This window comes from Clostridium sp., assembly GCF_016650035.1.
GTDB lineage: Bacteria > Bacillota > Clostridia > Clostridiales > Clostridiaceae > Clostridium_AD.
This window is the reverse complement of record NZ_JAENWM010000012.1, coordinates 32,906-46,307: the sequence shown is the minus strand read 5'-3', so window position 1 is coordinate 46,307 and position 13,402 is coordinate 32,906. Positions and strand designations below refer to the sequence as shown.

15 protein-coding genes and 1 riboswitch are annotated in these 13,402 nt (G+C 29.5%); of the genes, 5 read left to right on the top strand and 10 right to left on the bottom strand.

What is annotated here, in order from left to right:
• Nucleotides 1-422: 422 nt before the first annotated feature.
• The gene (locus JJD95_RS04675; protein WP_291640857.1) at nucleotides 423-629 is read right to left on the bottom strand and encodes a hypothetical protein; all 207 of its coding nucleotides are present in this window, start codon (nucleotides 627-629) and stop codon (nucleotides 423-425) included.
• Nucleotides 630-903: 274 nt separating this feature from the next.
• Here JJD95_RS04675 and JJD95_RS04670 point away from each other — a divergent pair, with 274 nt between their 5' ends.
• The 3 genes from JJD95_RS04670 (at nucleotide 904) to JJD95_RS04660 (ending at nucleotide 3,434) form a co-directional block, all read left to right on the top strand.
• On the top strand, nucleotides 904-1,482 hold the full coding sequence (locus JJD95_RS04670; RefSeq protein ID WP_291640855.1) for a 5-formyltetrahydrofolate cyclo-ligase: 579 nt from the start codon (nucleotides 904-906) through the stop codon (nucleotides 1,480-1,482).
• 18 nt (nucleotides 1,483-1,500) lie between these two features.
• Nucleotides 1,501-2,229 (top strand): HAD-IB family hydrolase, encoded by a 729-nt coding sequence (locus JJD95_RS04665; RefSeq protein WP_291640853.1) that lies wholly within the window; start codon nucleotides 1,501-1,503, stop codon nucleotides 2,227-2,229.
• Nucleotides 2,230-2,357: 128 nt separating this feature from the next.
• Nucleotides 2,358-3,434, top strand: coding sequence for a diguanylate cyclase (locus JJD95_RS04660; RefSeq protein WP_291640850.1), 1,077 nt, complete (start codon nucleotides 2,358-2,360; stop codon nucleotides 3,432-3,434).
• 53 nt (nucleotides 3,435-3,487) lie between these two features.
• On the opposite strand, the gene JJD95_RS04655 is transcribed toward JJD95_RS04660, so the two are convergent.
• From JJD95_RS04655 to JJD95_RS04630, 6 genes are all read right to left on the bottom strand, one after another.
• Complete coding sequence (locus tag JJD95_RS04655) at nucleotides 3,488-3,793, bottom strand: hypothetical protein (protein WP_291640848.1); 306 nt, start codon at nucleotides 3,791-3,793, stop codon at nucleotides 3,488-3,490.
• A 295-nt stretch (nucleotides 3,794-4,088) separates the two neighbouring features.
• Nucleotides 4,089-4,550 (bottom strand): 6,7-dimethyl-8-ribityllumazine synthase, encoded by a 462-nt coding sequence (gene ribE / locus JJD95_RS04650; protein ID WP_291640846.1) that lies wholly within the window; start codon nucleotides 4,548-4,550, stop codon nucleotides 4,089-4,091.
• A gap of 449 nt (nucleotides 4,551-4,999) precedes the next feature.
• Nucleotides 5,000-6,202: a bifunctional 3,4-dihydroxy-2-butanone-4-phosphate synthase/GTP cyclohydrolase II gene (locus JJD95_RS04645; RefSeq protein WP_291640845.1), complete on the bottom strand. Its 1,203-nt coding sequence runs from the start codon at nucleotides 6,200-6,202 to the stop codon at nucleotides 5,000-5,002.
• 51 nt (nucleotides 6,203-6,253) lie between these two features.
• Complete coding sequence (locus JJD95_RS04640) at nucleotides 6,254-6,904, bottom strand: riboflavin synthase (RefSeq protein ID WP_291640843.1); 651 nt, start codon at nucleotides 6,902-6,904, stop codon at nucleotides 6,254-6,256.
• Between the two features lie 59 nt (nucleotides 6,905-6,963).
• On the bottom strand, nucleotides 6,964-8,061 hold the full coding sequence (gene ribD / locus JJD95_RS04635; RefSeq protein ID WP_291640841.1) for a bifunctional diaminohydroxyphosphoribosylaminopyrimidine deaminase/5-amino-6-(5-phosphoribosylamino)uracil reductase RibD: 1,098 nt from the start codon (nucleotides 8,059-8,061) through the stop codon (nucleotides 6,964-6,966).
• A 244-nt stretch (nucleotides 8,062-8,305) separates the two neighbouring features.
• Nucleotides 8,306-8,419, bottom strand: a riboswitch (FMN riboswitch).
• Between the two features lie 63 nt (nucleotides 8,420-8,482).
• On the bottom strand, nucleotides 8,483-8,629 hold the full coding sequence (locus JJD95_RS04630) for a hypothetical protein (protein ID WP_291640839.1): 147 nt from the start codon (nucleotides 8,627-8,629) through the stop codon (nucleotides 8,483-8,485).
• Between the two features lie 161 nt (nucleotides 8,630-8,790).
• Here JJD95_RS04630 and JJD95_RS04625 point away from each other — a divergent pair, with 161 nt between their 5' ends.
• On the top strand, nucleotides 8,791-9,591 hold the full coding sequence (locus tag JJD95_RS04625) for an amino acid ABC transporter substrate-binding protein (RefSeq protein ID WP_291640837.1): 801 nt from the start codon (nucleotides 8,791-8,793) through the stop codon (nucleotides 9,589-9,591).
• Nucleotides 9,592-9,624: 33 nt separating this feature from the next.
• Nucleotides 9,625-10,266 (top strand): amino acid ABC transporter permease, encoded by a 642-nt coding sequence (locus JJD95_RS04620; protein WP_291640834.1) that lies wholly within the window; start codon nucleotides 9,625-9,627, stop codon nucleotides 10,264-10,266.
• A 142-nt stretch (nucleotides 10,267-10,408) separates the two neighbouring features.
• Here the strand turns inward: JJD95_RS04620 and JJD95_RS04615 are convergent, their stop codons facing one another.
• The 3 genes from JJD95_RS04615 to JJD95_RS04605 are packed head-to-tail and all read right to left on the bottom strand — an operon-like array spanning nucleotide 10,409 to nucleotide 13,134.
• A complete protein-coding gene (locus JJD95_RS04615; protein ID WP_291640832.1) occupies nucleotides 10,409-12,385 on the bottom strand; it encodes a DUF4173 domain-containing protein in 1,977 nt (658 codons plus the stop codon).
• 14 nt (nucleotides 12,386-12,399) lie between these two features.
• The gene (locus tag JJD95_RS04610) at nucleotides 12,400-12,615 is read right to left on the bottom strand and encodes a helix-turn-helix transcriptional regulator (protein ID WP_291640830.1); all 216 of its coding nucleotides are present in this window, start codon (nucleotides 12,613-12,615) and stop codon (nucleotides 12,400-12,402) included.
• Between the two features lie 24 nt (nucleotides 12,616-12,639).
• Nucleotides 12,640-13,134: a DUF2975 domain-containing protein gene (locus tag JJD95_RS04605; protein WP_291640829.1), complete on the bottom strand. Its 495-nt coding sequence runs from the start codon at nucleotides 13,132-13,134 to the stop codon at nucleotides 12,640-12,642.
• Nucleotides 13,135-13,402: the final 268 nt, after the last annotated feature.

Sequence of the window (13,402 nt, the reverse complement as noted above, 5' to 3'; positions counted from 1 at the left end):
ATAATATTGCATAAACCCTTCGATTTAATATCATGATATCAAACTTATCAGAAAATTGCAAGTATTGTTATTTATTATGCATTTAATTTCAATTTATAGTTTTTTTATTTTTTTCCAAATAGATATCTCTCATAAAATAATGTATCTATAACCATGATTCTTTGTTAATTACACTGTTATTGCGGATATTTTTTTTGTAAATTAGCTGTCAAATATGAATATTTTAACATTTAAACTGTCATATTTTTAACATAGTGCTGGTTTTTAAATTATTTTCACTTTCATATATATGAAAATAGGTCTTTTATTATGTATGATTTCAAATGTAATTTAGCTGTTATATGTTTATTTGAAATTTCATTTAAAATAAAGTAAGATACAGAATTAATTTCCGTACCTTAGTTTTATATGATTTTTCAAATCTAATAAGCCCTTTGATCTCCATTTAAAATATTTTCAATTTCTACTGCTATTTCTCGTCCTTTTTTATAAGAGTTGAGTCTATCTTGCGGCACCGAGTCTTTATATTTATCCTCTCCCGATAGAAAATCAATGATTCCTTTTTTTGCAGTTGGCACATCTCCTACATGGTCTATTCCATTAACTTCTCTTACTTTTGAATAATCCATTAATATTCCTCCCTATATGTTGTAAACACTGAGTACTTATTTAGATTTCCCAATTTAGAATTTTTCATGTATTAATTTATTATTACTACTTATTCAAGTACGTTTATAAAATATTGTGTCATTTATTTATTGTTTTTCATATAATATTTTATACAATTTAACTAATACCAAATTACATATAATTCTACAAATTGCATATATGAAAGACATATGTTATAATAATTTAAATTTTATTTATACAAATAATTTTTGTTAATCACTAGGGGGCTATTTAATGGAAGACAATCTTAAGGATACCTTAAGAAAGAATATGCTACATCAAAGAAAAAACATGAAAACTCAGAATGTAAATTCTTTTAGCAATAAAATTATATCCACAATTATGGAATTACCGCAATTCATGAATTCCAAAAATATCATGTTGTACATAAGTTTCAATAATGAGGTGGATACACACTCCCTTGCCACGTGGTGTTTAGATAATGGCAAAACAGTAATTGCACCTTATTGCATACAAAAACAGCGAAAAATAGTACCTTTTGAAATTAATAATCTTTCAAATGATCTTACTAAATCTACTTTTGGTGTTATGGAGCCAAAACATAATATACTAAAGGAAACTACCATACGAGATATAGATTTAATAATAGTTCCTGGGGTAGTATTTGATATAAATTGCAATAGGATAGGTTTTGGTGCAGGATATTACGATAGATTTTTATGTGAAAAATCTAAAAACACTGTTACAATTGGTATAGCATATGACTATCAAATTATTGATAGTGTTCCCACCGATAAATATGATGTTCCCTTGGATTTCATAATCACTGAAAAAAGAATAATATCACACTAATTTTGGAGGTTGATCCATTTGAAAAAAAGAATAGCTGCTTTCTTTGATATTGATGGCACTCTCTATAGGGAAGGCTTAATAACAGAGTTATTTAAAAAATTAATTAAAAGTGAAATAATCGAAAATGATAAATGGTACAAAGAAGTAAAACCCTATTATGTTAAATGGGATAAGCGAATAGGCAATTATGACAATTACTTGCTTAAAATGGCCGATATTTATACTGAAGCCATAATTGGACTTCATAGATCCCAAATTGAATTTATTTCAAAACAAATCATAACACAAAAGGGAGATAGAGTTTACACCTACACCCGTGATAAAATCAAATGGCATCAGGATCAAGGTCACATAGCTATAACAATATCAGGTAGCCCTATCGAACTTGTACGCGACGTGTCTCTAAAATACGGTTTTGATGATTATATAGGAACAAAATATGTATTGAGTGAAAATGACATTTACACTGGTGACATTATTCCTATGTGGGATAGTATTAGCAAACAAACTGCCATAGAAAATTTCGTCTCTAAATATAATATTGATTTGGATCAAAGTTATGCTTATGGAGATACTTCTGGAGATTTTACTATGTTGAAACTAGTTAAAAATCCTACAGCAATAAACCCTACTAAAGAATTACTGCTAAATATTTTAGAGGACGCAAAATTAAAAGAAAAAATTAATATAATTGTAGAGAGAAAAGATGTAGTTTATAAGCTACATCCGGAACACATTGAAATATAATTTTTACTTTTTCTTATTTTTCTATATAATAACCTTTAATATGATAAAAAACTACTATATAATAGTTTTATATAGTAGTTTTTTGTTGAGAATTGTTTAAAACATCTTATTTTAAAAGGAGCTAAATAATGTTTAGAGATTTATTTGTTAATGGAACAATACTAATTTCCTTTATTTTTATAAGTAGTCAAATATTTAAAGGACATTTTCTGGGCTTATCGGTGTCTTATAACGATAAATTTTTCTTTGGACTTACACAAGGTATACTAGGTATTATCTTAATGTTGTTTACAATCGATATTACCACTGGAGTTATTCTTGATTTTCGTCATATATCAATAATACTCGCCGCTCTTTATGGTGGTGCATTTGCTTCAATAATTGCTGGAATCACAATTTCAATATTTAGAATAGTTTACTTTGGCGTTAGTACTTCTGCTATAATAGCCGCTAGTAATATGTTCCTTGTTGCTGTTGTGTGTGCTATACTATCAAAATTAAATCTAAATAATTTAAAAAAGTTTAACTATATGAACTTTATAAGTTCCATAATTATAAGCGTAACTTTTTTACTAGTCATTAAAGATTCAACTACGCTTATTTTTACCCTTTTGAATTTTGGGGTAGCTTCTTTTTCTATTGGAATCTTAGCCTATTATATTTCTAATTACATGCATACTTCAATTAAATTACTTAATAGACTTAAACAAGAGTCAACTATTGATTTTCTTACTGGTTTAAATAACGTTAGACAATTCGATAATACACTAAACCAATCCTTTTTAAACGTTATAGATAAAAATGAACGTTTGTCTATTTTAATAATTGATATAGACTTTTTCAAAAAAGTAAATGACACTTATGGTCATTTATCTGGAGATGCTGTATTACACCAACTAGGAACCCTATTATCTATCTCTAGTAGAAGTTTTGATACTGTATCTAGAATTGGAGGAGAAGAATTTTCTGTTATACTACCTGATTGTCCAAGCCACCAGGCCATAGAAGTTGCAGAGCGCTTAAGAGTATCTGTAGAAACCTATCAATTTATTATATCAGATGAAGTTAAAATTAATATTACTATTTCTATAGGTGCTGCTACTTACCCAGATAATGTAGCTGATTTAGATAATCTTATTAACGAAGCGGATAACGCATTATATTCTGCTAAACGTACTGGAAGGAATAAGGTATGTCAGCCTTAATCCTCTGCTAATAATAAAAACAGCATGGAATTTTAAATTTCCATGCTGTTTTATTATTTTTTGTTAGAAAATTTTTTTTTAGATATTATAGAATAACTAACCCACATGATTAATAAACTAGCCATTGTTATATTTGTTATTATATCTTTAAATGCCGGTATTCCTTGACCGAGAAAGGTGCCAAATAACATTATCCCGCCCATTAAAATTAAAACAAATTTATTTAGTTTTACATATTCCACTTTATTTGAACCCTTATAATTTTCACCCTGCTTCTTCTCAAAATTCAAGCCAGTAACGATAGCCGCAGCACCCATCATAACAAATATAATAGTAAACATACTATCTCCAATTCCCACTCTAAATACCCCCTAACACTACTTCATGTAATTGTATTATATCATAAATACACATGAATACGAAGCGTGTAGTAGTGTACCAGCTAGTATATACTGACTTTCAAAAACTCTTAGTTTATGTAATGGATTTTTCTTCTAACACCTGAGACTTACTTAAAATAATAGATAAATATTAAGTATGGAATTTTTCCGAAGGACTTGCATAAGAAACGATAAAACTATTGAAATTCTATTTAGAAATTCTTGTTTTGAGTTCTTATGCAAGGCCGCAGGAGAAATCGCATACTTTTTCGACCTATATTTGTTTTAGTAAATTCGCCATCTCTATTGCAGTTACTGCAGCATCATAGCCTTTATTACCTGATTTTGTGCCTGCTCTTTCAATTGCTTGCTCAATACTCTCAGTAGTAAGTACTCCAAAAATGACTGGAACTCCTGTTTCTAGTGATATAGATGCTATTCCTTTAGTGACTTCAGAAGATACCATTTCATAATGAGATGTAGCACCTCTTATAACTGCGCCTAAACATATTACACCATCGTATTTACCAGACTCAGCCATCTTTTTAGCAACTATCGGTATCTCAAATGCACCAGGTACCCATACAATTTCAATGTCTTCTTCAGAAGCGCCATGACGTTTTAATCCATCTAATGCTCCTGATAATAATTTTCCACCTATAAACTCATTAAACCTAGCTACTATAACCCCAAATTTTAAACCTTCTGATATTAATTTCCCCTCATATATCTTCATTTCATTTCCTCCTATTTTTTTATTATTTTTCAATTTTTTATTTACAACGAATTAGGTAGAAAGCCAATATCCCTTTAGGGTAATGGATGAATACCGTTTTAAGTATATTAAAAAATGCAAGATGGTAATAACTTGCATTTAACCATTTTAGACACGCATTACTGCGGTAAGTTCTCTTCGCCAATGTTATATAAGGTTTTGCAATAGCAACACTTCTCCTACCATCAGAGATGTTTAATCACTATCCGTAGTGTTCAAGACTAGAGAAGTATCTTGAAGTACCTATATATTCTCGTATAACGTAGTTATTTCTGAGAGCAGTCAACTCAATTCATGCTTTTAGTAAAATAACTTAGGCTATTCAACCGACTTATGAATTTTCATTCACAAGCCACTATCCCTTTAGGGTAGTTGGTAGTTGACTCCCATAAATGAAATAATACTTATAATTATTTTATGTGAAGTATATGTCCCATTTTATTCATTTTAGTTTCTAGATAAAACTTGTTTCTTTCATTATGATTCATCTCTATAGCCACTCTTTCAACTATATCAATGCCATAGCCTGAAACACCTGTTATTTTTTTAGGATTATTAGTCATCATTCTTATCTTTTTAGCACCTAAAAGCTCTAATATCTGAGCTCCTATACCATAGTCTCTCATATCTACTGGAAAACCTAAAGCTATATTTGCTTCCGCAGTATCCATCCCACTATCTTGAAGATTATAAGCCTTTAGCTTATTAATTAATCCTATTCCACGGCCTTCTTGTCTCATGTAAACCAAAATTCCGCAGCCTTCCTTTTCTATTGCTTTCATTGCTGCATCATATTGTTCTCCACAATCACATCTACTAGACCCTAGCGCATCTCCAGTAAGGCACTCAGAGTGGACTCTTACAAGTACAGGTTCATTACTGTTTATTTCCCCTTTGACTAGTGCTACATGGTGTTCTCCATTTATCTTATTTACAAACCCATAAATTCTAAATTCGCCATATCTAGTTGGCATTTTAGCCTCTGTAACCATTTCTACAAGGCATTCAGTTTGTCTTCTATAAGCAATTAAATCCACTATAGTAATTATCTTTAAATTATGCACTTTCACAAAATCCATAAGCTGTGGAACTCTAGCCATTGATCCATCTTCATTCATAATTTCACAAATTACACCTGCAGGATATAATCCTGCAAGCCTTGCTACATCCACTGCAGCTTCGGTATGCCCAGCTCTTTTTAGTACGCCGCCTTCTCTTGCTGCTAGTGGAAATACGTGACCAGGTCTATTAAAATCTTTTGCCGTAGCTTTATCATCTAGTACCTTTAATATAGTGGTCGCTCTTTCTGCAGCAGATATCCCTGTAGTAGCATTTACATCATCAATAGAAACTGTAAAAGCCGTTCCATGTACATCAGTATTGTTTGACACCATCTGTTTTATATTCAATTTATCTAATCTTTCTTTAACTATAGGCATGCATATAAGTCCACGGGCATGCATCGCCATAAAATTTATATTTTCTGTAGTAGCTTTTTCTGCTGCTATAATTATATCTCCTTCATTTTCTCTATCCTCATCATCAACCACTACAATCATTTTTCCATTTTTAACATCTTCCAATGCTTCCTCAATAGTATTAAATTTAAACATATTTACACCCCTTAATTTTTTATTGTTACTGCTCTATTTTGCCAGAAATTTTTATGCAAACCCATTAGTTGTTAGAAAATCTATGGTCATAGATTTTTTTTCCTTTGGAGCTTCATTGTATTTCAACAATTTTTCGACATACTTTGCTAGCATATCACATTCGAGATTAACCTCATCACCTGTATGTTTAATTACTAAAGTAGTTTCATCCTTTGTATGAGGTATAATTGATACTTTAAATTCGCTTTCATCCACATATGCTACAGTTAAGCTAATGCCGTCAATTGTTATTGAGCCTTTATGTACAATATATTTTAATATATCAACTGTAGTTTGGATTGACACCCAAGTGGCATTTTCTTCTTTATAAGTGTCCACAACTGTTCCTATTCCATCAATGTGTCCACTTACCATATGTCCACCCAGTCTATCAGAAAGTTTTAATGCCCTTTCTAAATTAACCCTAGAACCCGGTTTTAATTTACCCAAATTACTGTTTCTTATAGTCTCTGCCATTACGTCTACACTAAAGGAATCTTTATTGAATTCTGTTACCGTAAGACATACACCATTGGTGCTGACGCTATCCCCTACTTTTGTATCTTGAAGAATTTTTTCTGCTTTTATGGTGATTCTAGCAGACTTTGCACCCTTTTGTATTAATTTTATCTCTCCAATTTCTTCAATTAAGCCTGTAAACATCTATTCACACCCTTTCTATCCATGATTAATTTAACAATGTTGTTGATTTATTCAAAATTCTAAACGTTGGTAACGTAAGCCTCTATCATAATATCTTCGTCAAATCTAGTTATTTCAGTATCCCTAAGTTTAATACAATCACTCACATGTTCTATCCCCTTTCCTCCTACTGGGGTTTTACCTGCAGTGCCACCGAATATCTTAGGAGAAATAAAAGTAATAATTTTATCCACTATGCCTTCTTGTAGAGCAGAATAATTTAATGTACTACCTCCCTCTAAAAGAATACTATCTATTCCCATATCACCAAGTAAACCCATTAAGTCCTTTAAATTCACCCAGCCATTTTTACTTTTTGTTACAATAACTTCTACGCCCTTTTGTTTAATAGCTTCAATTTTACTGTCCTTAGCAAATTCTGTTGTAACAATAATAGTTTTTGTTTTATCATCACATTTTAATACTTTTGATTCTAAAGGAATTTTGGCTTTACTGTCTATAATTATTCTTATAGGATTTTTGCTTATTTTATCTTGTCTTCTTGTTGTAAGTTCAGGGTCATCCGCCAGCACTGTCCCAATTCCCACCATAATTCCAGTTACCTTTTGTCTTAATTCATGCACATATGATCTAGATTTTTCATTACTTATCCACTTTGAATCACCAGTATATGTTGATATTTTACCGTCTATTGTCATTGCAGTCTTCATAATGCAAAAGGGTTGTTGTTTTGTTATGTATTTTATAAATATTTCATTTGTTTTTTTTATTTCTTTGTCCATTATGCCTACAGTCACATCTATTCCATTACTTCTAAGAATTTCTATTCCACGCCCTGAAACCTGAGGATTAGGATCTATCATTCCAACTACTACCTTAGCTATCTTATTTTTAACTATAGCATCTGCACAAGGTGGCGTTTTACCATAGTGAGAGCAAGGTTCCAAAGTTACATACATGGTTGCACCTTCTACGTCTTCTTTTGCATTCTTAAAAGCATTTACTTCTGCATGTGATCCACCAAAATTTTCATGATAACCTTCCCCAATTATTCTATTATCTTTTACAATAACAGCACCCACTAGAGGGTTGGGATTTACGAATCCAATTGCTTTTTTAGATAATTCAATTGCTCTTTCCATATAATAATTGTCCAATTTATCACCCCTACTATAATTAATATTGCTTTTCTTAGTATTCATAACTTTTATAAAATAAAATCATAAAAATTAATAAAAGCCCTGAAAACAATGTTTTCAGGGCTTAATAAGCTAATTACATATCTAGTTAAATCATTACCTACGGTAATGTTCACTAAATACATTGACTATTTAAACACAAGTGCACTTGCACAACTATATGCATAGTTATTAACAAAACGCTCCTATATCTATCATCATTATTTTCCTTCTCTCATCCAGACTTTACTGTCGGCTCTGGAGTTTATACCAGATCTACCTTTCGGCTCGCGGGCTATACCGCCGGTTAGGAATTTAACCTACCCTGAAGGATTATTAAATTTTTCAATTTAAGAATACCACTTTGTTATTTTAGTGTCAAGTAATTAAACGAAAAAATTTATTTGTTATTTTTAGTTCTGCTATCATTATTTTTTATATTCAAATCATTTGCACGATTTTCACGTATATCTTCGTCATTATCCATTCTCTTAATTCCTATTGAAGATAATTGTCCATTACTAAGCTTATTCTGCTTCTTCTTCATTTAAAAAACACCCCTTTCATAATTTATATTCTCTACTCAAAATAAATTTTTATACAAATATTTATTTTCGTTTTACCACTTTACAAATTTAACGTATTGAAGTAAAATAGTAATCGTAGGACTTATAACTTGTACAAAAAATATTTTAAGGGGTGTTAAAAATGAAAAGAAATTTTAAATTACTAATGTTGGCAATACTTGCTACTGTTATCTTAACTGCCTGTGGAAATAAATCAACTGTTGATAATTCACTAAATGATGTAAAAGAAAAAAAAGAACTAGTAATTGGTCTTGATGATAATTTCCCACCAATGGGATTTAGAGATGAAACTGGTGAAATTGTAGGATTTGACATTGATATGGCAAAAGAAGTAGGAAAACGGATGGGTGTAAATGTAACATTTAAGCCTGTAGAATGGGACGGAATCATTTTGAGTCTTAATAATAAAGACATTGATGCTATATGGAATGGATTAACAATAACTGAAAAGCGAAAAGAACAAATTGCTTTTTCTGAAGTATACCTTCAAAACAAACAAATAATTATAGTAAAAGACAAATCAACTATTACTAAAAAAAGTGATTTAGACCAAAAAATAGTTGGTCTTCAAATGGGTAGTAGCAGTGAAACTGCTCTTGCTTCCGATTCTGAGCTTACTGATTCATTAAAAGAAGTTAAGAAATATTCAAATAATACAGAAGCACTACTAGATTTAAACGCTGACCGTATCGATGCAGTTGTAGTTGACGAGGTAGTCGGAAGATACTATGTAAGTAAAAAACCTGGTGATTATAAAGTTTTGAGTGAAGATCTAGGACTAGAAGATTATGGCGTTGGTATGAGAAAAACTGATATAACTCTTACCCAGGAAATAAATAAGCAATTAGAAGAAATGCTAAGTGATGGAACTTCTAATGATATATCACAAAAATGGTTTGGCACAGATATAATCAGTAAATAGTAATTATGAAAATTTTCTTAAGGAGTGTTATATTTGGCTAATTATATTGACATAACAGCTTATATCTTAAAAGGGAGCCTTTTTACAATTAAATTGTACTTTGCAACAATAATCTTTTGCATACCTCTTGGAATAATAGGAGCACTAATAAAAATCTCTAATTATAAAATACTCAGTAAAATTGTAGACATCTATACTTGGTTTTTTAGAGGAACACCCTTACTTCTTCAACTGTTTTTCACATATTTTGGGCTACCTATTATTGGTATTAAGTTCTCTCCCTTTACTGCAGCAACTCTTACCTTTTCTTTGAATTATGGTGCCTATTTCACTGAGATTTTCAGATCAGGTATTGAATCTATAGAGAGAGGCCAACATGAGTCAGCAAAAGCACTAGGTATGAATTATAAACAAACTATGTCAAGAATAATACTCCCCCAAGCCTTTAAACGGATAATACCTCCCACATGTAATGAGGCAATTAATCTAGTAAAAGATACGGCTTTAGTAGCTGCAATCGGTTTACAGGATTTACTAAGAGCTGCTAGAGAAGTTGTATCTAGAGATTTTACAATTACTCCATTTTTTATTGCAGCAATAATATATTTAATATTTACTTCATTTATTGTAATGGCTTTTAGAAAGCTTGAAAAAAAGTATTCAGTTTATGAATAAAGAATAGAGTGGATTATCTTTCATGATAGTATGAAGGATAATCCACTCTTTTGGATATTTAGTATACATTCCCTTACTTGAACTTATCATACTTACTCCTGTATAAATGGCACCAACAGCTAAAATCAAGAAATCTCAGTATTTAATTTTGATCCAATATTTTTCTAGCTTTATATTTAGAATAGTTAAATTCATACCAGGAATGCTCTTCTCTTAACTCTTTCTTCACGTCATCTAAATAACTATTAACTTGTCTAGCCACATCAAGGTTTGAATCGTCTTTTAACTTTAATATCTCTGCGATAGCATCATAGGATAAATTCCTTAAATACTGCACATCAATCTTTTGGGTTTTATAATATATATCTATATTCTTTTCAGCAATTATTTTATCTACATTAATATAGTTTAAAAATATAAACATACTCAAAACAATTACTATTAAAACTTTATTAAGTGGCATTTTTCTATTCCAAATTCCAATTAGAGCCACTATAAATAACATGAATAGCATTAGCATAAATATATGAACAAAAACTCTTAAATAAGTATATCCATAGGTTTGTTCATATAGTGACATCTTATAATGAGCTGAAAATAACATATTTAACGTAAATGCTACAAGGATGGTTAAAAACACATTGCATATTTTATTTATTGTCTTATTATCATTTTTGATGAATTTCATACTGCTAATCAATATAGTAAAATTAATTATTGTTACAGCCACAAGCTCAAAGAATCCTTTTCTTGCATATTCAGAGTATGTGAAATCCTGTGAAAGAAAGTTATTTCCACCTCCATAAAGGTAGGAAACCTGTACTATTGAAAATAAAAGATATACTACATTTATTATAAAAATAATTGTTAACATAGTAACCGGTTCCCACTTCATACTCATCTTTTTATTTTCATACTCATCGCAGTTATATTTAAAACTCCATATATATGAAAAAATAATTGTAAAAACTATGATAATAACTAACGAATGGCTTATACTTTCTCCTATACTTATATTTTCAAATATACTTGAAACATTAGTTATATAGCTCTTGAATACCATATCTGATGATGTTAATAAGGCTAAAATAATAATTAATAATGGTATTGAAATAAGTATTCCCCTTAAAATGTTTTTCTTTGTAGAACTTATTTCTTTTTTATTTCTTACCGCTATATTCCCTTTAATAAACATGTATGGCTTGCAAACATTCTCAAAAATAGCTTTACTACCTCTGTTTAATACTTTCTTTATAAAACTTGAGTTATCCCACTTTATATCCTCATATCTAATTAACACTGTGCTTACTATAGTAAGTAAAAGTAACATAATTCCATTGAAAAAGTTTAGAATACTATTAGAATGAATGCAGTAATTTACTGCTATTAAAAATGCTGGAATAATGCTAATAAATCCTACACTTTTTTTAACCCTAACCTTTTCCCCAACACTCCATAAGAAAAACCCCATGAACATAATATAAAAAATAGGAATAGAAACACCAGCTGCTTTACCAGTAAAAAGTATATCATAAATTATTCCTAAAATAAGCGCAATTCCTATAGTATTGATTTTTTCCTTCATACTAATTTGAGAATCTATGTTTTTTACTTCTCTTATGCGTTTTTTCTTTAATAGTTGTATATTATAATACTTATTCGGATGTGAAAGCACTAAATTTTCAACTGCCTTTAACCAATTATCACTATACCCTCGCTCTATACATTCTTCTACTAACCGTCTTAAACAATTTATATTAGTTATATGAAATTGCTCTTTTTCAGATAGTGAAATCCATTGAAGACTCTCTATATATAAATCCCCTATTGATTTTTTAACTTCTTTTGGTGAAAAATCAAAATTATCATTAACACCTTCTATATTAATTAAATAAGTTTCTGTATCTGAATTTAACTCTTTATCAAATTTAAAAACAACTTTAAAAGGCATCTTAATTTGCTCTGTAATCACACGAGTTATTGCATTATTAGAACTTTCCTCTTCATTTACCACCCCTCTAATAAATAAATTAATTGGATCTATATTTTCTTTATGACAAAATGCCATAAGAATTCTATTATCTTTTATTATAATAGCTTGAACATAACTCTTTCCCATTCAAAACCCCTCCTTTAATCTAAATTATCCTCCCTGTATTCAAGAATATCTCCTGGTTGGCAATTCAGTTCTCTACAAATAGCTTCTAAAGTACTAAATCTAATAGCCTTTGCTTTACAAGTTTTTAATATAGATAAATTTGCATTTGTTATTCCAACTCTGATTGCTAGTTCCGACAGGGATATCTTTCTTTTCGCCATCATAACATCTAAATTTACGATAATTGCCATATTAATCCTCCTTGTTCTTTACCACTATATTGTAAATTCATTTTCTTCTTTAACTTCAACAGCTTGTTTAAAAACCTCCGATAATATTAAAATAAAACATCCAACAAAAAAGAATATTAAAAATTCAATATCAGTATGTATTCCGCTAGAGTCTATATAGGCAATTTTAAAGTTTTTATATTGACCATTAATAAAAAAATTTAAAGTATAACAAATTGCAATTATAAAACTTAATAAAGATATGTTTTTCAAACAAAGTACATTATCTTTAATAAAAGGTGTTACCCTTATTAGTGAATTAACTATTTTTCTAAGGTTAAATAAAATTAATATAATAGAAGTGGATCCTAGTATAAATAAAATATTTGTAATAATAAATCTAACCTCCGTCATATCTACTCCTTTTTCCATTAATGTTTGTTTTGACATTAGAAAACAGATAACTATACCCGTAATCATCATAATATCTAAAGATATTTTTAATAGTGATGCTAAAGACATTTTTCCATAATATTTCATTTAAATGATTCCTCCCTCAGTAATATCTTCTACAATATCAATAATACTACAGTACAAATTATTTATCAATATATATTTATCGTTTTTCAATAAATATAAATGTTTAAACAAGTTCAAACATGAATTTAATTGTAAGATTTATGTTATATTTCAAATTTTTGTTCTCAATAAATATATATGTATCTATTAAATGTTGCTTTTGATATAATATTAAGTATATCCTGTGACTTCATTTAAATTTAGAATGTTGTTTATTGAAGTATTATTT